The sequence below is a fragment of the Cryobacterium ruanii genome (assembly GCF_004404055.1).
Lineage (GTDB): Bacteria > Actinomycetota > Actinomycetes > Actinomycetales > Microbacteriaceae > Cryobacterium > Cryobacterium ruanii.
Genome location: NZ_SOHK01000019.1, coordinates 1 through 20,187 on the forward strand (window position 1 = coordinate 1; position 20,187 = coordinate 20,187).

Here is a 20,187-nt window from a genome sequence, read left to right on the forward strand (position 1 = left end):
ACACCCCCGCCGGAGCGTGGGTGGACAACCTTCTATGAAGCCATCGAAACGGGTCAGGCCGGCACCGACCTAGCCCAGCGGACAGGTCGTGTGAAAGCCACCGCTTTCGCGGGACAGATGGCTCTTGAGTCACGTCTGCCTACTCACCCTGCTGGGCGAACTCAAACTCACCGATGTCACCGACCGCATCCGTGTCGCGACCGAAACGTTGTATCAAGAACTGATCGATGCGGAAGAGAGCGCATTCATCGGCGCCGCCCCGTTCGAACGCTCCGGCGACCGCACCACTTACCGCAACGGCACCCGATCCCGGACTTTGAGCACCACGGCCGGGGACCTCGGCTTGAAGATCCCGAAGCTGCGCCGGATCGTTTTTCCCGCGCGGCCCCAAAAGGCAATCTGTCTCATAACCGATAGGGATCACAAGTCATGAGATACGAGACATCTCGTCGTCGCGACGGAGTCGCGACCTTGTGCCCCTGAAACCCGACTACGTCGGCATGATCCGTGCTCTCGGCGGGCAGGTCATCACCCTCGGCCGCGGGTACCTGAATATCCTCGATCCCGGCGAAGCAACCGCGTCCGCGGCGTAGCAGAAAAACACATCAGATTGTCTCAATAACTCAATGAGCGCACGGCTGGGGAAACCGCTATTTTTGACACGGTCCCTAGTCTGGTGTCGGAGAAGTCGAAAGCGGGAGCCAGCCCGCCGCGCTTTTACGGAAAACCGCAGGATCTAGGTGCGACGATCCTTCCGGGATCGCCCCTAGCAGTGGTACGCCCAGCGACTCGAAATACCGGCGATTGTCGAGCTCAATTTCGGACGGGTCGTTGGGCCAGGATCCGATGATGATACCCGCGACGGAGATGCCACGATTCCGAAGCGCTTCCAATGTCAGTTCGGTGTGGTTGAGTGTGCCGAGCCCGCTTCGGCAGACCACGATGGCCGCGGCATCTTGCCCAAACGACGCGGCAAGGTCGGCGAGCGTGTGATCGAACCGGTCGAGTCGCACGAGAAGGCCGCCCGCACCCTCGACGACAACCCGGTCGTGGCTGCGGGTCAGCCGACGGATGCGGTCGACGTGCTCGCCGAGCGTGGGCAGTGTCGCGAATTCACGGGCGGCGGCTGCGGCTGGGGCCATCGGTGCCCGAAGTCGGATGCCCTCGCTGACGGAGCGGACGCCGGAGAGTCGGGCGACCTCATCCATGTCACCCGGTTCACCCGGCATGACACCGGTCTGGGTGGGCTTGTCGACGGCTACGCTCAGGGTGCTCTTCGGAGGGCTCGGAAGCACAGCCAAGGCGCACGCGAGAGCGGCGGCGGTGATCGTTTTGCCCACATCCGTGTCGGTCCCGGTGACGAAGAGGATGGGGGTTTCGGTGGCGAGCGTCATGTGGGCTCCAGCGCAGCCATGACCGTCGTCGGCGTCTGGAACGACAGCAGTCGAATCCATTCGGGATCCCGCCCCGCGAGCACGAGCGTGGGGAACGCGCGCGCGGTCTCCTCGAGCACGGTGATGGTTTCGAGTTCCGCGAGTTTGGCGCCAAGGCACCGATGGAGCCCGTGGCCGAACGCGAGGGAGTACGCGGTGGGCGCGGCGCCGGCCGGATGATGCCCGCTGAGCTCCAGCAGCACCTCCGCACCGGCGGGAAGGTCTACTCCCCCCAGCGTGCTGTCCGTGGCCACCACGCGGCGCCAGGTGTGGACGGACGACTCGGAGGCGAGCACCCCTCGCACGAACGCAGATGCCGACGCTCCCTGCGACAGCTCGTGCCACAACGCCCGATTCTGGAGCGCGCGGTAGAACGCAATGTTGATCAACTGCGCCGTCGTCTCCTGCCCAGCGATCACAAGGAAGTAGCCGAGGGAGCAGATCTCGGCCGTGCTCAGCCCCGCGGCGTTGAGCACGCCGAACAGCGAATCGTCCCCCTTGCTGGCAGTGACGGTCTCGCGGAGCCATGCATAGAATTCGACGGCGCTGGTGGCGAGCTCGAGTTGGCGTTCCTCGTCGGGCCACCCCCAGAACAACTCCAGCGAGTCCCTGCTCCAGCGTTTGAGCAGCATCAGGTCGGGACAGTCGAACCCTGTCAGCTCCTGCATGATCACGGGAGGGATGTGGCGGCCGATGATGTCCGCGAGGTCAATCGGCCCGCTTCCGAGTGTCGCCGCGGCCGTCTCGCAGCGCTGTCGGGTCAGCTCCGTCACGCGCGGGCCGACCGCGGCGACTTTGGCTGGAGTGAAGAATGCGGCGACCATTTTTCGGACGGTGCGATGCCGGTCGCCGGTTGCGGAGGCGAGCACTGGTGGCAGGGTGAAGCGCGCGCGGCTGAGTACGCGCAGGGTCGCCACGCTGAGGGGAATCACGCTCGTGAGTGCGTTCGTCGGCTCGAATTCATCGACGCGGCGGAAGGCTTCCCGCACCTCGCCGGGATCGCGTACGACGTGGTATTTCCTGGGGTGCGTGCTCGCATCCGTTGTGATGGTCGCCGCGTCCGTGGTCATCAGGGTCGCTCCACGAGCATCGAGGAGATGAGGGCGGTCGCCCGGAGCAGCCGGTCGGGGTCGGTGCCTGCGTGTGCCGTTAGTCTCAACCGGGAAATTCCATCCGGAACGCTTGGTGGGCGGAAACAGCCGACGAGGATGCCCTCGTCGCGCAGCCGCTCGGTCACCTTCACGGCGATCTCGGGCGTTCCGACGCGGATCGACTGCACCGGGCCGGCCGCGCGATCCACCCCGCAGGACGAAGCAATCAGGCTCGCGACTCGATGGAGCGCATCCACTCGCTCCGGCTCGGCGAGGATGACGCGGCAGCCAGCGGCCGCTGCTGCCGCTGGCGCCGGTGCGAGCCCCGTGTCGAAGATGAAACTGCGGGCGGTGTTTACGAGGTGCTCCCGCAGCAGCTCCGATCCGAGAACGGCGCCGCCCTGTGCTCCCAACGCCTTGGAGAGCGTGGCGGTCACGACGACGTGCTCTGCTCCGGCGAGGCCGGCAGCATAAACGCCACCCCTTCCTGCTCCGAGCACTCCGATCCCGTGGGCCTCATCCACGACGAGCAATGCGTCGTACTTGGCGCAGAGAGCGGCGGTGTCGATAAGGTTCGGGGCATCCCCGAGCACGGAATATACGGATTCGACGACGACGATCGCCCGCGTCTGGGTTCGGTTGGCCAAAACATCGCCCAATATGGCGAGGTCCGAGTGCGGGATCGTTTCGATCGGCGAGCGCGACAAACGGGCGGCATCGACGAGGGACGCATGGATGTGTTGGTCGCTGAGGATCAGGGTGTCGGGTCCGCCGAGGGCGGTCAGGATGCCGAGGTTCGCCGCATAGCCGCTGGAGAACGCGAGTGCCGCCGGCTGACCCGTCAGCTCGGCTAGCGCCAGTTCGAGCTCAGTATGAACTGGAAGCGTGCCGGTCACCACGCGGGACGCGCGCGCGCCCGTACCGTACCGTTCGGTTGCCGCGATCGCGGCGGCCTTCAGCCGGCGGTCGGTCGACAGCCCCAGGTAGTCGTTGGATGCGAGGTCGAGCGGGCCCTCGAGCGCCCCGGCTCCCGCATCTTCTTCCCAGCCAGGTGCGATCCGGGTGGCACGCACGGTTCCGCGGCGGTCTCGCACCCGTGCCGCATCCGCGAGCCGGTCCTGCACAGCTACCATCAGCCGTGCACCTGCGCGACGGCGCCAGTGATGGCCTCACCGATGTCCGTGATGTCCTGCGAGCCGCTCACGTAGGGCGGCATTGTGTAGACGAGATTGCGGAACGGCCTCAGCCACACTCCCCGTTCGAGCGCCGCGCGGGTGACTGCGACCACATCGACGGGGCCGTCAAGTTCAATAACACCGACCGCGCCGAGGACGCGCACCTCTCGCACGAAACTGTACGAGGCGGCGGGTGCAAGCGCTGTGGCCAGAGCGGCACCGATCCGTGAGACCTGTAATTCCCAACCGTTCAGCAATGTGAGCGACGCGCTCGCTACGGCGCAGGCGAGCGGATTCGCCATGAACGTCGGACCGTGCAGGAGCACGCCCGGCGCGGATTGCCCAACTATCGTCGCCACCTCGGCTGTGCACAGCATCGCCGCGAGCGTGAGATAGCCGCCGGTGAGCGCCTTCCCCACACACATCACATCGGGAGCGATGCCGGCCCATTCAGTGGCGAATAACTTACCGGTTCGGCCGAATCCGGTCGCGATCTCGTCGAAGATCAGCAGGATGCCGTGTTGGGTTGCTGCCCGCCGCAGAGCTTTCAGGCACCGTGGCGCGTAAACATACATGCCTCCCGCGCCTTGCAGGATCGGTTCTACGATGATGCCGGCGATCTCGGCGCTGTGCATGATGATCGTCTCCTCCATCGCCTCCACCCAGGCGTCAACGGCTACATCGTCGGTGAAGAGCCGGCCACCGATAAGGGTGGCTTTGGGTGGCCGCTGAAGGAACAGCTGAGCTGGTACCAGGTTTGGGAATGCGGAGTGCATTCCGTCGATCGGGTCGCAGACGCTCATCGCCCCTACGGTGTCCCCGTGGTAGCCGCCCCGAAGCGCCAAGAATTGATGGCGGCGAGGACGGCCAGCAGACGCTTGATACTGGACGGCCAATTTGAGGGCGACCTCCACCGAGACGGATCCGGAATCGGCGAAGAACACGTGCGCGAGCGGCTCAGGTGCGAGTCGCACCAGTTGTTCGGCTAGTCGCACCGCGGGCTCGTGGGTGAGTCCGCCGAACATCACATGGCTGAATTGATCGATCTGTTTCCGGAGTGCCTCGTCGAGGACGGGATTCCGGTAGCCATGGATGGCGCTCCACCAGGAGCTCATGCCGTCGACTGCCTCGAAACGTGTGCCGTCCTCCGCCCTGAGGTGCAATCGCACCCCGGATGCGCCGGTGACCTCGTACGGCGCCGGACCGTTGAGCGCTGCGTATGGGTGCCAGACCAAACCGCGATCACGCTCCACGAGGGATCGCGCAGCCGCACGGGCCTTAGGCATTGGGCGCGACGCGCGTGCCAGCTCCCCGCTGGCGGAGAATGACCCCGGAATGGTGTTCCGCGCTGGGTGTGGCACCCAGAACCTGGAAGCCTGCGTCGGCGATCATTGCGAGATCTGCCTGGGCCTCCTGGCCTTCGCTGGTCAGGTAGTCGCCGAGAAAGAGGGAATTGGCGACCTGTAGTGCGAGCGGTTGAAGCGAGCGCAGATGCATCTCGCGACCACCGGCCATTCGTAGTTCGGTGCTGGGGCAGGCAAAGCGGACCAACGCGAGGATGCGCAGGCAGGCGCCGGGAGTGAGCAGCCACGTGCCTTCAAGCGGCGTGCCATCGAACGGCATCAGGAAGTTCACCGGGATCGATTCGCTGCCAAGGTCGCGCAGCGCGAACACCGCATCGATCAGCTCGTCGTCGGACTCGCCCATGCCGACGATCAACCCGGAGCACGGCGAAAGTCCCGCATCTTTGGCATGCCCCACCGTCCGTACCCGGTCTTCGTATTCGTGGGTGGTGCAGATGTCGGCGTAGCGGGATTCGCTGGTGTTGAGATTGTGATTGTACGCGTCAACCCCGGCGGCCTGCAGCTTCTCGGCCTGCCCTTCCTTCAGGATGCCGAGACAGGCGCAGACTTCCACCTGCGGATGCTCCTCTTTCAGACGGTCGACCATGTCGGCAACCCGAGCGACGTCATGGTTGCTCGGTCCTTTGCCACTGGCGACGAGACAGACTCTGGATGCGCCCGCCCGAATCCCGACGGTTGCCTGCTCGACAGCCTCCTCGGGCTTCAGCCAGCTGTACTTCAGGATCTGCGCCGCTGAACCCAGTCGCTGGGAGCAATAGTGGCAATCCTCCGGGCACAGCCCGGATTTCAGGTTCACGAGATAGTTCACCTTGACCATGTTGCCGAAGTGGGCGCGGCGGAGCCGGGAACCGGCGGCCACCAACTCCATCAACTCGTCGTCGTTGCTGCGAAGGATGATAAGAGCGTCAGCGCGAGTGAGCGTGCCGCCGTTCAGTTGCTGGGCGGCAATTATTTCAAATTTATTGAACACCGTTCAAGTATAGACTTAGAGGTGTGGCATTAATCGCCCGGATCGTGCCCGCGAAGGTGCATTAGGACTCACTCAACCCGACGGAGGATTCAAATGGCACTGTCGCGGGAACATATCGTCGACGCCGCGATGATGATCCTGCGCAGCTACGGTCTCGCCTCGCTGTCCATGCGCAACCTTGCCAAAAACCTCGGGGTGCAACCCGGAGCGCTGTACTGGCACGTCAAGAGCAAACAAGACCTGCTCGTACTGCTCGCCGACCGCATCCTCGCGACGACGCCGGCATGGACGGACCAAGTAGGGGCGCGTTCCGACCGGGCCGACGCGCGGCAGGTTGCGCTGGATATTCGCACAGCATTGACGTCCGTCAAAGACGGAGCCGAGGTGGTCTCGGTGGCCCAAGCCCTCAATCCGAGGCAATTGGCGCCACTGCAGCGATTGCGTGACACGCTTCCCGCCGATCTAACTCTGAGGCAGGCCGAGTGGGGCGTCCGAGCGCTCACCCACTACATCCTCGGCGCCGTGGCCGAGGAGCAGACCCACGCCGAGCTGATCCTGGCTGGCGTTGCCGTCAGCGAAGAATCGACCGCTTACACGACCGAAGCCTTCATCTTCGGAGTCGACGCATTCCTGCGTGGTCTCGGCGACACCACCCCGCCCAGCCCTGCGCCGTGATCGACCTCACAACCGAGGATCAACGCGCTGTTCCAAGAGGACAGCTACACGCCGACGGTTAAAATTGAAATCTTCCAGCTTCTGAACTCACTCGGCTTGACGGCCCCCGATTCCGCGTCTTTCGCCGTCCTCCGACAAGTATGCGACCGGCTTGTTGCGTGCCACCGCGCGACCGCCACCCGTCCGGAGAGCACAGACGTCATCGCGGATGGCCGAGGTGATTGGATTGGCAGGATCACCAGGAGTTTAGCCCGCTCAGCAGACGATCCGACCGGCGCCGCCTCTGGCTCGTGGGAACTCATGTCTTGGAAGCGAAATCTCCCGCTCCCATCCGCTGGCTATCGATTCATGCTCGGTTGGCTCGATCCGTTGATGTCACGCGGTTTAACTTCGGATTGCAAGGGGGGGGCGGCTCCTCAAGCCGCTGCTGGCAGCGTGATTGAGTGCTCGGCCGACCAGGCGATAGAGGTACCACGCCGCGACACCGATGGCTAGTGACGAGACTGTTCCGAACCAGGGAGCGCTGGTCTCCCAAGTCGGGTAGACGACCCAGTGGGTGAGGTAGATGAACAGGGATGCGCTGGCCAGCAGTTGAACGGCCGGAACGAGGGCGCGTGGCGTTCGCAACCGTTCCACCCAGATCAGCGACAGTATTCCGGCCACCACGACTGCTTCGCGTGCTGGATCCCCGAAAAATCCGATCGTGGCGACGATCGCCGCCGCCGATGCCGCCACACGCTTCCAGCTATTGTCGGCGCGGGCGATGACCCAGCCGAGCACGAGAGACCAGAGCACGGTGACCGGGGTGTAGCGTTCAAGTCCTTCTGCTTCGATGCCGACGAGTGCGAATCGGGTTGTGACGGCTGCCGCGAACACGACGACCGGGAACGTCCACGGGTGCCGTCGTTCGAGGCGGTCGATCGGGTGAATTAAAAACATTGCAGCAAAGCCGAGCATGGTCCAGACGGCGGCCTCGAGAAACCAGAATTGCCATTGTTCGTTCCACTTGCCGTCGCCGGGGACGAGGTGATTGACCAGCAGCGCTGTGGTCCAGGTGTACTTGCCGGTGAGCACGGCAACTGCCCCTATCCACAGCGTGGCCGGAATCGCGATCTGGGCTGCGCTTCTGAGCAGGCGGCGAACGCGCGTGGCCCCCGCAACGTCGGCGAGCTGAAACCTGGCAAGGTTGTATCCGGCGACGGCGAGCAGCAGGTGTGCGCCGCCCTGCACAGTGATCAGGTCGGCATGGGTGCCGACGATCAGCACGATTGCGAGTGCGCGGAGAACGGCGGGAGTCTCGACCCGGGGAAAGCGGGCCCTCCACACTCCAACTGTCGCCGCTCCACGCTTCGCCGTTTCGCCCACGGCCGTGCTGTCGGCCTGTGGGGGAGGGCCGTCGGCCGATGACGCGAGGTGCCGCGCTGATTGTGCTGGCCAATCCCGAGGCAACGCCCCGAGGAGATCCTCCAGCCGCAGGGCCACCTCAACGTAGCTCAACGAATCCCCGCCGAGCCCGGCGAAAGTGTCGTCGATGGTCGCGTCTGGGCGCCCGAGGAGCACCATGAACAGGTTGCGGATCATGTCGGAGGTTGCGACCTGCCCGGGGTTCGCTGCTGTCGGCACCTCCTGGGCGTCGATCATCTGGGCGTACCGGACGAGCGAGGCAGGGTCGGGCTTGCCGCTGGCTGTGCGAGGAAACTCGCTAACGGTGTAGACGCGTATCGCGTGCGTGGGGATGCCGAGTCGCGCGGCGGCGCGGGTTCGTGCCCTGTCAACGTGCCGGGCCGCACGGATGAATACGAGCAAGCGTTCTCCGGCGCTTGCCGTACGGGCTTCGATTCCTTCCTCGGCGAGGAGGCGTTGGACGGAATCGAGGTCGACCCGGAGTCCGTACACCTTCACGAACCGGTTTAGCCGTCCAACGACCTCGAACATGCCGTCCTCGCGGTGCCGGGCGAGATCGCCGGTGCGAAGCTCGTGGACCGTGCGCCCCAACGCGAAGTCGGCGGGTGTCTCGGCGTAGCCGAGCATGACGTTGGGGCCTTCGTAGACGAGTTCGCCGACATCCGCTCCCGCCTCGGCATCGATGCGCAGGTGACCTCCAGGGATGGGGCGGCCGATGCTGCCGGCGGCGTGGTCGGCGAGCTCCGCGGGGACGTACGCCATCCGCGCAGTAGCCTCTGTCTGCCCGTACATCACGAAGAATTCGAACCCGCGACGCTCACCGAGGCGTGCGAAGCGGCGCACCGCTTCTGGGGCGAGGTGACCGCCGGCCTGGGTGAGGTAGCGGATGCTCGCGGGCAGCCGATCGGTGAAATTGCCCGCCTCGAGAAGCTCGAAGGTGTAAGGCACGCCGGCGAAAGAAGTGATCCGATGCGTCCCCGCCTCGTCCCAGAACGCCGCGTCGGCCACCGATCGCTCGGTGAGGACGACGCTCGCTCCCGACACGAGGTGGCTGTTCAGAACCGAGAGGCCGTAGCAGTAATGCATCGGCAGCGTGGTTGCTGCCCGGTCAGCAGGCGTGAGACGCAGGTACGCCGCAATTGCTTGCGCGTTGCTCAGCAGGTTCTGCCGGGACAACCGAACGAGCTTCGGCGACCCGGTGGACCCAGAGGTGCTCACCAACATAGCGAGGTCGTCGGAGAAGCTGTGCGTGGAGCCGGGCCGTATCTCCTGCAGGACCGGGCCGTCCCCGTTGCAAACGGTAATGACATCAGGGTCGAACCGTTTAGCCAGCGACGCGCGATGAGCCTGTGATGCTTCATCGTCACCCGGTGCAACCAGAAGCACCGGGTGGCCGCCTTCCAGAGCTGCAAGGTAGGTGACGATCGGCTCGACCGCATTTGCTGCCTCCAGCATTACGAGTCGGCGGACACTGCCAAGCTCGAGACGGCGTATGGCGACCATCCTGGCCAGCTGGGCGTAGCTGAGATCTCCACTGCCGGTGACGAATGCGACGTCGTCGTCTGAGCCGTTAAGGAGGGTCAGTCGTGGTGCGGGCATGGTGTGGAGCACGAGAAAACTTTCGAACGGTGCGCACGGGCTAGTTAGGTAAGGATACCCTATATTTTAAGAAACCTCACAGACCACGGAAGTTCAACTCGGCACTGAACCCGTGTCTGCAAACGGGGGCAAGGCCAGTCGGGCGGTTGCGACCGTGGCCCGCGAGACCGGCATCACCGAGTCTGAACGGAGGTAGCCATCAGGGATGCCGTCCTCTACGTGGACGACGTTAGAGTGGTCGAGCCATTCGTGGATTACAGCCGCATCGACGGCACCTACTTCGGCCCGGTGACCGTTCCCTCGGGTCACGTCTTTGTCCTTTGGTGACAACCGTGCTGTATCCATCGACTCGCGTGAGTTCGGTGCCGTATCGCTGAAGAACCTTGACGCGACACTGCTCTGGCTACGAAGCTAAGCGATATTCAAGGCGTCACGATCGATCGACGATAGATGCCTCACCTTCGAGAGCGGATGGCCAGTCGCTGCATTATTCGGTCGGCGCTGTCGCTGCGGGTGCGGCAATGATGATGGCCGCACCGATCAGGCAGATGGTTGAGCCGATGAAGTCCCACATGGTGGGTTTGAACCCGTCGACGAACACTCCCCAGGCGAGGGATCCTGCCACGAAGATGCCGCCGTACGCCGCCAGAACGCGGCCGAAATTCGCGTCGGGTTGAAAGGCCGCGACGAATCCGTATCCGGCCAGCGCGAGCACTCCGAGCCCAGCGAACCACCAGGGTTTGGATTCGCGTATGGTCTGCCAGATTAGCCAGGCCCCACCGATCTCGGCGATCGCTGCGAGAAGGAACAGGACAACGATCCGCAGTGCAGTCATGCCTTCACTGTCTCATAGGCCGGAATGGCGTTGTGGTACTTCTCTTGCGAGCGGATGCGGCTGCCTGGAAGGCAGATTTGTGCACCGTTTCGGTCGAACAGCGCGGAAAGAAGCATGTAATTCGCCGACCTTGCTTGCAGGGGTTTCAAGCAGAATCAGGACACCGACGAGGTCGCGGTGTTCCGGGAGTTCTCTAGGGCGGTGAACGGATCCCCCCACGAATTCGTCGTCGTCGATACCGCCCCGACCGGCCACACCCTGCTGCTGCTGGACGCCCCCGGTGCTCGCGGAGAAACCGATCGGCGTCGACAAGCTCGCCGCCGTCACTGCGCTGGAGCCGCAACCCGCCTGAGCTGGTCTGCTCAGCGGGCCATTCCGGGGAGCACCCTGACGAAGGTAATGTTCTTCGTCGGGTGCACGGTCTTGGCGGGTGCCCGCGAGAAACCCTTCGCGCCCTCGAGACGGTTCTGCCCGCGAAACTCGGCCAGGGCATCGTCGAAGACGGCGTTGAGCTGGGCGCCGGTGAATTCCTCCGCGGCCCCGTCGGTGAAGCTGATGCTGATGAGTGAGTTGTCGGGAAAGTGCCGGTTCATGCGGATGAAGCCATCGGCATCCTGCTGCAGGGTGATCATTGGTCTAGTTTGACCTATTTATGGGATGCAGCCTGTCGGGCACCGCGGCGCGGGTCGGTGTCCGTGGATAAACTGCAGGCATGACGGCTCTCATCCGCTGGGGAATCCTGGCCACCGGCGGTATCGCCCACCTGTTCACCCATGACCTCGTACAGAATGGCCATACCGTTCAGGCCGTCGGCTCGCGCAGCCAGGCCACAGCGGATGCCTTCGCCGCCGAATTTGCAATCCCAACGGCGCATGCCAGTTACCAAGAGCTCATGAACGATCCTGAGGTCGACGTCATCTACGTGTCGACGCCGCACCCCTTTCACGCCGAGCACGCTGCCCTCGCGTTGAATGCTGGCAAGCACGTGCTGATCGAGAAGCCGTTTGCGCTCAACGCCCGTGAGGCACGGCAGATCGTCGACCTCGCCGCGAGCAAGAACCTGCTGGTGCTCGAAGCCATGTGGACCAGATTTCTGCCGCACATGGCGCGCATTCGCGAGATTCTGGCCGCCGGCACGCTCGGCGACGTACGTAGCCTGCTCGCTGACCACACGCAGGATCTTCCCGACGACCCCAAGCACCGGGTCAACGCCCTCGCCCTCGGCGGCGGCGCGCTGCTCGACCTCGGCGTCTATTCGGTCAACTTCGGGCACGCCATATTCGGCGTGCCCGACACGATTCTGGCCAGCGCCTCGTTCAAGGCCACCGGAGCGGATGCGCAGGTCGCGACGATTTTTCGTTATGCCGGCGGTCAGATCGCCACGACGTTCTCGGCGAGTAACACCCTTGGTCCGACCACGGCGTCAATCATCGGCACGCACGGGCGCATCGACATCGATGCCGTCTGGTACGCGCCGACCGGGTTTCGGGTGTTCGACAAGCTCGGCGCTGTGCTGGAGACTTTCCCGCCCGCTGAGTTCATCGGGCGCGGTATGCACTTCGAAGCGGCCGAAGCCGAGGCGCTGATTCACGCCGAACAGAACTCGAGCGACATCATGCCGGTCGAGGAATCGGTCGCCATCATGCGCACACTCGACGCGGTGCGGGCCCAGATCGGGCTACGCTACCCGGGCGAATAGCCCGTCCGAAGCTCGTCGGTTACCATACGGAGGTGGAACAACCAGTGCAGACACCCGAACCCGCAACGGCTGGCGCTACCTCGCCCAGTGGGTTCGCGGCCGCCGGTGCCAAGCAACGCATTGCTGGGCACCGCCGGGCCTGGCTGATCGCCGCGGGCGCCCTCGTCTTCGTGATACTCGGCAGTGGGGCCGTGTTCGCCGGGGCCCAGACCGGCGCAAACGAGCCAGCGGCGGCATCCGTTCTGGTCACGCGCACAGCGACGCCGAGCCCCACGCCGACCGTTGATCCGGCCCGGCCGGTGCCCGCCGAGGCGACAACGGCCAGCCGGTTGCGCACCTGCTCGGTCGCCGGGCTCGCCGCTGACGCCCGCCTTGCCGATTTTCAGGCGCAGGTCAAGAACGCCACCACCGGTGAGGTGCTGTTCGACCGCGGCGGAACGACCTCGTCGCGCACGGCGAGCGTCATGAAAGTGCTCACCTCGGCCGCCGCCCTCAACGTGCTCGGCACCGACTACCGGGCCACGACCCGGGTCGTGAAGGGTGCCGAACCCGGCCAGGTTGTGCTCGTCGGCGGCGGAGACCTGACTCTGACACGGCTGCCCACCGGCCAGGAACCGTTCTACGCCGGCGCCGCCCACCTTGACGACCTTGCCACGCAGACCATGGTCGCCTGGGCCGCCGATCCGGCCAACCCGCCGATCACCTCACTCGTGCTCGACTCCTCGTACTTCTCGGGCCCCGACTGGGACGAGGGCTGGGCCCGTACCGAACTCGGCCTCGGCTACATGCCCGAGATCACCGCGCTCATGGTCGACGGCGACCGCGACGACCCCACCCGCAGCACCTCGGCCCGCAGCGAAGACCCGATAGCCCGGGCCGGTCAGGCTTTCTCCGACGCCCTTGGCGGCGGTCTCACGATCAGCCAGGCCGCCGCCCCGGCCGGCGCAGCACAACTCGGTGCCGTGCAGTCCGCCACGGTGTCGACGCTTGTTCAGCAGTCCCTCATTGTGAGTGACAACACGATCGCCGAGATGCTCGCCCGCCTCGTGGCCATCGAAAACGGCGCCGGCAACTCCTTTTCTGCGTTGCAGCAGGGCATCGTCGGCGGCCTGTCCGGCTACGGCATCGACACGACAGGCATGATCATCAAAGACGGTTCGGGCCTCAGCCCGCAGAATGCCGTGGCGCCGGCTTACCTGACCGCCCTGTTCCTCAAGGTTAACGCCCGCGAGGGCAATCTCGGCGTGTTGTTCGATGGCCTGCCGATCGCCGGCGGACCGCGCGGCTCGCTCTCCTACAGCGACCGCTTCGCCGGCGCCAATTCCGTCGCCGACGGCGCGGTCTTCGCCAAAACCGGCTGGATCGACACCGGCTACACCCTCGCCGGCGTCATCCACGCAGCCGACGGCACCCCGCTCACCTTCGCCATCTACGCCATCGGCAACGTGAGCTCGAACGCGAAAATCGCCATCGACACCCTGACTACCGGCTTCTTCCACTGCGGCGATAATCTCTCTAACAACTGACCCCTCGGAGGCGACATCGTGACCCGTGCACTGTTCATCATCGACGTTCAAAACGACTTTACCGAGGGCGGCGCGCTCGGTGTCGACGGGGGGGCGGCGGTTGCGGCCGGCGTGAGCGCGCTGTTGGCGCAGCATCCGCTCGCCTACAAGTATGTGTTCGCCTCCCGGGACTGGCACGATATCGGTAACGACAACGGCGGCCACTTCGCGCGCGACGCGGCCCCCGACTACGTCACGACCTGGCCGGTGCACTGCGTGGCCGGCACCGCGGGCGCCGAATATCACCCGGCACTCACAACGGGTACCGTGACCTTCCACATTCGCAAAGGCCAGGGCCGGCCCGCGTACTCCATCTTCGAGGGCACCACTGAAGCCGGGCAGACCGTGACAGCGTTGTTGAGCGAGCATGGGGTGACCGACATCGACGTGGTCGGGCTCGCCACCGACTTCTGCGTGCGGGCTTCCACCCTCGATGCCCTCGAACACGGCCAGCACGTGCGCCTGCTGACGGACCTGGTGGCCGGTGTCGCCGCAGAATCCACCGCGACCGCCCTCGCCGAGATGGCGCACGCCGGTACGGTGTTCGCCGCGAGCGACGCCGTCGAGTGACCCCGTTCGCGAGCAGGCTTGACGGGGTGCGCGTGGCCTTCGAAGCCACGTTGGGGGAGCGACCGGTTCTGCTCGTGCACGGTTTCGCGTCGACCGCCGCGCTCACCTGGAATGATTCCGGCTGGGTGCGCGCGCTCGCCGAGGGCGTTCGCTGTGCGATCACGCCCGACCTGCGCGGCCATGGCCGCAGCGACCAGCCGCACCGCGCCGCCGACTACGCACCGAGGCAGCTCGCCGCCGACCTCGTGGCCGTGCTCGACAGTCTCGATCTCGAGCAGGTCGATGTGATCGGCTATTCCATGGGCTCCCGGGTGGTCGCAGCCCTCGCCCGGCTGGCGCCGGAACGGGTGCGACGCCTCGTGCTCGGCGGGGCCGGACCGGTCGAACTGTTCGATACCTGGGATCTCGACGCCGTGAATCGGTTCGTGATGTCTGGTGACCGGTCCGCCGACCCGTCAATCGCCGCGGTGCTTGGCCCGGCGATCGCCGCGGGTGCCGACCGGGAGGCGCTGCTGGCCTGCGTGCAGGGGGTCGCGGGGTGCACTCTCGACGTGCCCGCGGGCATCCCACAGCTGTTTGTGGCCGGCGGTTCGGATTCGATTCCGGCCGGGGTTGCCGCTCTGGCGGCTGAGCGCGGCGCGCAATACCTCGAACTGCCCGGACGCACCCACTTCAACGCACTGACCGCGCCCGAGTTCAAGCAGGCGGCCCTGCAGTTTCTGGCCTGACCCTCACGCCAGCGTTGTTCGTCGCCACCATGACGTAGTCGGGCCGCGCGGGCACGGGCAAGCGATGCACGATGTGCGCGGGATGGTGGATGGGCAGCGCTCTCGTGCAAGTTGTCGGCGATGCCCCCGCATACGGTGGAGCCACGGCGTGACTCAAGGCGCCGCACTCAACGTGGAGGACTCATGACAACGCACGACACCTTGGCAACCCCTACGCTCGACACTCTCGACGGGCTGCTCGCCGCCATCACGCCCGCAGCCGGGCCGACGCGTGAGATTTTGGACCCCGCGACGGGCGCGGTCGTTGGCGTTGCCCCGGTGCACACCGTCGACGATCTCGAAGCCGCCATCGCCGCGGCGACGCTAGCCCAGCCAGCCTGGGCCGCCCTCGGGCACGAAGCGCGCAGCGCCGTCATGATGCGTGCCGCCGACGCGATCGATGCCGCAGCCGAGGCCCTCGCCCAGTTGCTGTCCCGCGAACAGGGCAAACCGCTCAACGGGCCCAACGCGCGCTTCGAGGTGGGCGCCGCTTCCGCCTGGCTGCGCACCGCGGCCGCGACTGCGCTGGAGTCGGAGGTGCTCATCGACGACGGCACCATCCACGCCGCGATCACCTACCGACCGATCGGCGTCGTCGGAGCGATCGGACCGTGGAACTGGCCGATGATGATCTCGATCTGGCAGATCGCCCCCGCGCTGCGCATGGGCAACGCCGTCGTCGTCAAGCCCTCCGAGTACACGCCGCTGAGCGTGCTCGCCCTCGTCGCCGTGCTCAACCAGGTGCTGCCACAGGGGCTCGTTACCGTCGTCTCCGGCGGCCGCGCGATCGGCGCCGGCCTAGCCGTGCACCCCGGTATCGGCAAGGTCATGTTTACCGGCTCGACCGCAACCGGTAAGGCCATCATCAAGTGCTCGGCCGACACGGTCAAGCGCCTGACTCTGGAGCTCGGTGGCAACGACGCGGGGATCGTGCTGCCAGACGCCGACCCGGAAGCCATCGCCGAGGGACTGTTCTGGGGTGCGTTCATCAACACCGGCCAGACCTGTGCTTCGCTCAAGCGCCTTTACGTGCACGAGGACATCTACGACGCGGTCTGCGATGCGCTCACAGCGATCGCTGCGAAAATGCCGATGGGTGTCGGAACCGACGAGAACAACGTGCTCGGTCCGCTGCAGAACAAGGCACAGTTCGACATCGTCGCCGGCCTCGTGCAGTCCGCGAAAGACTCCGGAGCTCGCGTGCTCATCGGCGGTGACCCCGACCTGGGCGCCCCCGGCTTCTTCTACCCGACCACCCTCATCGCTGACATCGATGACGACAACCCGTTGGTGCGTGAGGAACAGTTCGGGCCGGCGCTGCCGATCATCCGCTACAGCGACCTCGACGATGTCATCGCCCGCGCCAACAGCGTCGACGTCGGCCTCGGCGGATCGGTCTGGTCGAGTGACCTCGTCGCAGCCCGCGCGGTGGCCGCGCGTATGGATACCGGCACGGTCTGGATCAACGCGCACGGCGCGGTGCACCCGTTGATTCCGTTCGGCGGGTGCAAGCAGTCCGGCTACGGGCTCGAGTTCGGCGTTGAGGGCCTCAAAGCGCTTGGCGTGCCGCAGGTCATCAACGGCTAGGCATCCGCTCAGCTTGTAAAGAGTCCTCGTCGTCGACGGGGGCTCTTTTCTGCGCCCGGACCCCGTGCAGACGCGAGCATGAAAAGACCGTGCCACCCGGATCTGAACCCGGGCGGCACGGTCTGGTGCTACAGGAAATTACTCGTGGGTGCTGACGCCCAGCGGAATTCCGCGGGTCTCTTTCACGAGGGTGACCGCCACGAACGAGGTCGCGGCGAGCACCATGAGGTAGATGCCGATGGAGAAGGTCTGGCCGGTCTCATCGAGCAGCAACTGTGCGATGAGCGGGGCGAAGGCGCCACCGAGGATCGCGCCGAGGGCGTAGCCGATCGAGACGCCCGAGTAGCGCACCTGGGCAGGGAACATCTCGGCGTAGAGCGCCGCCTGCGGGCCGTAGGAGAAGCCGAGTCCGCTCGCCAGGATGATGAGCGCGAGCGCGAACCAGGCGATGTCACCGGTGTCGATGAGCAGGAACATTGGAATGGCCCAGATGAAGAGGAACGCGTAGCCGAGTTGGAAGGTGCGCACGCGACCGATCTTGTCGGACAAGATGCCGCCGAGCATGGTCGACACTAGCCAGAACACGGCGGCAACGGTGCTCGCGATGAGTACCGGGGTGCGCTCCATGCCGAGTCCGCCGGCCTCAGCCGGCTTGGTGGCGTAGGAGTTGAAGAACGCGATGAGCATGTAGCCGGCCGCGTTGTTGGCGATGAAAATGAGCGCGGTGAGGATGACCTGACGCGAGTGATTCTTGAACAGCTGCTTGAGCGGGGCTGCAGATTCCTTCTTGCGGGTCTGCATTTCCTTGAAGACCGGGCTCTCGGAGACCGCGCGGCGAATGACCCAGCCGACGACGATGAGCAGCACGGAGACGAGGAACGGGATGCGCCAGCCCCAGCTGAGGAAGGCCTCTTCGCCCATCGAGGTGGTGACCAGGATCATCACGCCGGTAGCGAGAATGAGGCCGACCGGCACGCCGATCTGCGGGTAGGCGCCGAAGAAGCCGCGCTTGTTGATGGGTGCGTGCTCGACTGACATGAGGGCCGCACCGCCCCATTCGCCGCCGGCAGAGAAGCCCTGCAGGATGCGCAGCACGATCAGCAGGATGGGCGCCCAGACGCCGATCTGGTCGAAGGTCGGCAGCAGGCCGATGAGCGCGGTCGCCGCGCCCATCATGACGAGCGTGAAGACCAGCATTGCCTTGCGGCCGATCCGGTCGCCGAGGTGACCGGCAACGACTGCGCCGAGCGGACGGAACAGGAAGCTGATGCCGAGCGAGGCCCAGGCGATGAGCTGAGCCAGCGGGGCGTTCTCGCCAGCGAGCGGGGCGAAGAACAGGCCGGCCAGTACGAGGCCGGCGGCCTGGGCGTAGATGAAGAAGTCGTACCACTCGATGGTGGTACCCACCATGGTGCCGGCAAGCACCCGTCGTTCTTCGCTGCGTTTGGCGCTGGCCGTTGGCGTGCGCTCGGTCGTTATAGCCATGGAATACTCCTTCGTATCTCACTGCGGTGCTGGGTCGGGTGCTGCTGCAAAGTGTGTGGACCGTGCGGAGAAACCGGTACTGGGGCAGTATGGCAGCAAAATCGACAATTACCTACCTATTGGTCAGTATTGTGCGGGATCGTTATTTTCCGGGGTGTTGGCGTGCGAAATCGAACCCTGTGCGGGGCGTTGGCGGGGCACTCCAGCGAATGAGACGACAGTCTGGAGGACATGCCCTCCACGAAAACACCCCCGACGCCGTCACGCGCGGCGCGGCTGCTCAGTCGCTTGTGCGTGCTGCTCGCGCTGGTCTCCGGGTGGTCCCAAGTGTGGATGCTCACCATGGCATTCGGCGTAGCCCTCCGTGGGTATGGCGCCGCACCCCTGCCCACAGATTCCGAGTTACGCGCAGCGCTGACTAACTGAGTTCGGCGACGATCGTGCGCGCGGCGGCGGTGAGCACGGCACCGATGTCGGCGGGGGAGTGCAGACTTGAGATGTAGACGACGGCGAGGGAGGCGGGCGATTCCCCTGGCACGATCAGTGGAACGGCAATCGACGACAGGCCGGGAATGACCTCGTTGTGGCTCGACGCGTAGCCGAGGGCTGCGACCTCTCCGGCCTCACTGCGGCGGTTTTCCGGATGGCCGAGCGCGGCCCACTGAGCGGCGCCCAAACCAGACTGGATGGCGATTCCCGGCGCGCCCATCTGCAGCGGATGCCGCGTGCCGGGCTGCTGCGCGACCGTCGCGTGGGCCTGTCGCGGCTCGATGCTCACGAGCGTGACAACTTTGCCCTGGTCGAGCACGGCGACGAACGCGGTCATGCCGAGCTCGTTGGCGATGCGCGTGAGCACGGGCAGGGCCGCGGCCTGCAGGTCGCGGGACACCCCGCGCGCCAGGGCGGCCAGGCGCGCGCCGAGCCGTACCAGTCCGGCCGGGTCACGAACGACGAGGCCATGATCTTCGAGGGTGCGGAGAATGCGATAAGCGATCGATCGGTGCACGTCGAGGGCGGCAGCGAGTTCGACGATGCTCATCGGCTTGTCGGTTTCAGCGAGAATCTCCAGCACGCGGATGCCGCGCGACAGGGTTTGCGAGTGCGCGGCGGGGGCGCGAGGCGCCGTGGGGCTGCTGCCGGAGGTCTCGGTGAATTCTGGAATCGACACCTTGGTATTCTCGCATCCGGTCGGGGTTGGTTGTGGCTCGGCGCGGCAGACCGAACTCCTGCACCAATTCACGCCAGGAGTGCGCCCGTTGACAAAGCGGCCGGCGGGTTCGCGCGTAGCGTGCTGGCATGGGCGCAATGGTGCGCATGACTGGAGGCATCGACCTCTGGAGCGCGGTGTGGATCGCGCTCACGCTCGCACGCACCGGTGCGAGCGTGGTCTGCGGGCTCGCGGGTACGGTCGTCGGCCCTCCGCCCAGCACGCGGCCGGACTCCTCTTCATGGCTGTCATGTGGCTGGCAATGCCGCCGGCTGCGCCCGTCGCCACAGCGGATGGCGCCACCCCCGTCGCCGTGCACGCGGCACACCCGCAGGCAGCCGGGTCGCTCCTGCTGCCACTGGGCTGGGTGTTGATAGCGGCATCCGTTGTCGTGGTCGTTCTCGTCATTCGCGGAACTCTCGTTCTGGTCGGTCAGCCGGGCCTGAGAAAACGGTGGGTGGCCGCGCAACACGCCAGCATGGGGCTAGCGATGTCGGCGATGACGGTCGGCATGATCGTTCCGCTGATGTTCAGCTGACGCGACGAACCGGTAGAGAGTCGAAGGTTCAAATCTTGTCAGCCCGACCAAATGTCCCGGAAAATCAGGGGTTTCCGGGACTTTCCGGCTAAGAGATTTGACTACCCCGTTACCTTGTTCGTAACCTCGGATGGTGTGAGTATCTGAGGGAGTTGGCCTGTCGGGTCCGGCATGATTGTTGCCCCCAGTCATTAATGATCCGGGGGGTGTTGTCACCGGACTC

General features: G+C 65.5%; 17 protein-coding genes and 2 pseudogenes. 9 read left to right on the plus strand and 10 right to left on the minus strand.

Going from position 1 to position 20,187, the window contains the following annotated elements; genetic code table 11:
• Nucleotides 1-124 precede the first annotated feature (124 nt).
• A pseudogene (locus E3T47_RS13385) lies at nucleotides 125-380 on the plus strand (transposase); the annotation flags it as partial.
• 288 nt (nucleotides 381-668) lie between these two features.
• On the opposite strand, the gene bioD reads toward E3T47_RS13385, so the two are convergent.
• The 5 genes from bioD to bioB are packed head-to-tail and all read right to left on the minus strand — an operon-like array spanning nucleotide 669 to nucleotide 6,033.
• Nucleotides 669-1,394: a dethiobiotin synthase gene (gene bioD / locus E3T47_RS13390; RefSeq protein ID WP_134556558.1), complete on the minus strand. Its 726-nt coding sequence runs from the start codon at nucleotides 1,392-1,394 to the stop codon at nucleotides 669-671.
• The gene (locus E3T47_RS13395; RefSeq protein WP_134556559.1) at nucleotides 1,391-2,503 is read right to left on the minus strand and encodes a cytochrome P450; all 1,113 of its coding nucleotides are present in this window, start codon (nucleotides 2,501-2,503) and stop codon (nucleotides 1,391-1,393) included. Before E3T47_RS13395 ends, bioD begins: the two co-directional genes overlap by 4 nt.
• A complete protein-coding gene (locus E3T47_RS13400) occupies nucleotides 2,503-3,657 on the minus strand; it encodes an 8-amino-7-oxononanoate synthase (RefSeq protein ID WP_134556560.1) in 1,155 nt (384 codons plus the stop codon). Before E3T47_RS13400 ends, E3T47_RS13395 begins: the two co-directional genes overlap by 1 nt.
• The gene (bioA, locus tag E3T47_RS13405; RefSeq protein WP_134556561.1) at nucleotides 3,657-4,985 is read right to left on the minus strand and encodes an adenosylmethionine--8-amino-7-oxononanoate transaminase; all 1,329 of its coding nucleotides are present in this window, start codon (nucleotides 4,983-4,985) and stop codon (nucleotides 3,657-3,659) included. Before bioA ends, E3T47_RS13400 begins: the two co-directional genes overlap by 1 nt.
• Nucleotides 4,978-6,033, minus strand: a complete 1,056-nt coding sequence (gene bioB / locus E3T47_RS13410) for a biotin synthase BioB (protein WP_134556562.1) — start codon at nucleotides 6,031-6,033, stop codon at nucleotides 4,978-4,980. Before bioB ends, bioA begins: the two co-directional genes overlap by 8 nt.
• A 93-nt stretch (nucleotides 6,034-6,126) precedes the next feature.
• On the opposite strand from bioB, the gene E3T47_RS13415 reads away from it, so the two are divergent.
• Nucleotides 6,127-6,708: a TetR family transcriptional regulator gene (locus tag E3T47_RS13415; RefSeq protein WP_134556563.1), complete on the plus strand. Its 582-nt coding sequence runs from the start codon at nucleotides 6,127-6,129 to the stop codon at nucleotides 6,706-6,708.
• A 384-nt stretch (nucleotides 6,709-7,092) separates the two neighbouring features.
• On the opposite strand, the gene E3T47_RS13420 is transcribed toward E3T47_RS13415, so the two are convergent.
• Nucleotides 7,093-9,723 carry an AMP-binding protein gene (locus tag E3T47_RS13420; RefSeq protein ID WP_134556564.1) on the minus strand — a complete coding sequence of 877 codons (2,631 nt, stop codon included), beginning with the start codon at nucleotides 9,721-9,723 and terminating at the stop codon, nucleotides 7,093-7,095.
• A 475-nt stretch (nucleotides 9,724-10,198) separates the two neighbouring features.
• Nucleotides 10,199-10,546: a YnfA family protein gene (locus tag E3T47_RS13425; RefSeq protein ID WP_134556565.1), complete on the minus strand. Its 348-nt coding sequence runs from the start codon at nucleotides 10,544-10,546 to the stop codon at nucleotides 10,199-10,201.
• Between the two features lie 174 nt (nucleotides 10,547-10,720).
• Here E3T47_RS13425 and E3T47_RS13430 point away from each other — a divergent pair.
• A pseudogene (locus E3T47_RS13430) lies at nucleotides 10,721-10,816 on the plus strand (ArsA-related P-loop ATPase); the annotation flags it as partial.
• Between the two features lie 92 nt (nucleotides 10,817-10,908).
• Here the strand turns inward: E3T47_RS13430 and E3T47_RS13435 are convergent.
• Nucleotides 10,909-11,178, minus strand: a complete 270-nt coding sequence (locus E3T47_RS13435; RefSeq protein WP_134556566.1) for a hypothetical protein — start codon at nucleotides 11,176-11,178, stop codon at nucleotides 10,909-10,911.
• An 80-nt stretch (nucleotides 11,179-11,258) separates the two neighbouring features.
• Here E3T47_RS13435 and E3T47_RS13440 point away from each other — a divergent pair, with 80 nt between their 5' ends.
• The 5 genes from E3T47_RS13440 (at nucleotide 11,259) to E3T47_RS13460 (ending at nucleotide 16,734) form a co-directional block, all read left to right on the plus strand.
• Nucleotides 11,259-12,245: a Gfo/Idh/MocA family protein gene (locus E3T47_RS13440; protein WP_134556567.1), complete on the plus strand. Its 987-nt coding sequence runs from the start codon at nucleotides 11,259-11,261 to the stop codon at nucleotides 12,243-12,245.
• Between the two features lie 44 nt (nucleotides 12,246-12,289).
• Nucleotides 12,290-13,771: a D-alanyl-D-alanine carboxypeptidase/D-alanyl-D-alanine-endopeptidase gene (locus E3T47_RS13445; protein WP_241982272.1), complete on the plus strand. Its 1,482-nt coding sequence runs from the start codon at nucleotides 12,290-12,292 to the stop codon at nucleotides 13,769-13,771.
• A gap of 18 nt (nucleotides 13,772-13,789) precedes the next feature.
• Nucleotides 13,790-14,380: an isochorismatase family protein gene (locus E3T47_RS13450; RefSeq protein ID WP_134556569.1), complete on the plus strand. Its 591-nt coding sequence runs from the start codon at nucleotides 13,790-13,792 to the stop codon at nucleotides 14,378-14,380.
• Nucleotides 14,377-15,108 carry an alpha/beta fold hydrolase gene (locus E3T47_RS13455; protein WP_174844680.1) on the plus strand — a complete coding sequence of 244 codons (732 nt, stop codon included), beginning with the start codon at nucleotides 14,377-14,379 and terminating at the stop codon, nucleotides 15,106-15,108. The genes E3T47_RS13450 and E3T47_RS13455 overlap by 4 nt, the downstream gene beginning before the upstream one ends.
• 183 nt (nucleotides 15,109-15,291) lie before the next feature.
• The gene (locus E3T47_RS13460; protein ID WP_134556570.1) at nucleotides 15,292-16,734 is read left to right on the plus strand and encodes an aldehyde dehydrogenase family protein; all 1,443 of its coding nucleotides are present in this window, start codon (nucleotides 15,292-15,294) and stop codon (nucleotides 16,732-16,734) included.
• A 138-nt stretch (nucleotides 16,735-16,872) separates the two neighbouring features.
• On the opposite strand, the gene E3T47_RS13465 is transcribed toward E3T47_RS13460, so the two are convergent.
• Together E3T47_RS13465 and E3T47_RS13470 are read right to left on the minus strand one after the other, a co-directional pair.
• Nucleotides 16,873-18,219 carry an MFS transporter gene (locus tag E3T47_RS13465; protein WP_134556571.1) on the minus strand — a complete coding sequence of 449 codons (1,347 nt, stop codon included), beginning with the start codon at nucleotides 18,217-18,219 and terminating at the stop codon, nucleotides 16,873-16,875.
• 418 nt (nucleotides 18,220-18,637) lie between these two features.
• Entirely contained in the window at nucleotides 18,638-19,387 is a 750-nt protein-coding gene (locus E3T47_RS13470) for an IclR family transcriptional regulator (protein ID WP_338419397.1), read from the minus strand.
• A 280-nt stretch (nucleotides 19,388-19,667) separates the two neighbouring features.
• On the opposite strand from E3T47_RS13470, the gene E3T47_RS13475 reads away from it, so the two are divergent.
• Complete coding sequence (locus E3T47_RS13475; protein WP_134556572.1) at nucleotides 19,668-19,964, plus strand: hypothetical protein; 297 nt, start codon at nucleotides 19,668-19,670, stop codon at nucleotides 19,962-19,964.
• Nucleotides 19,965-20,187 lie beyond the last annotated feature (223 nt).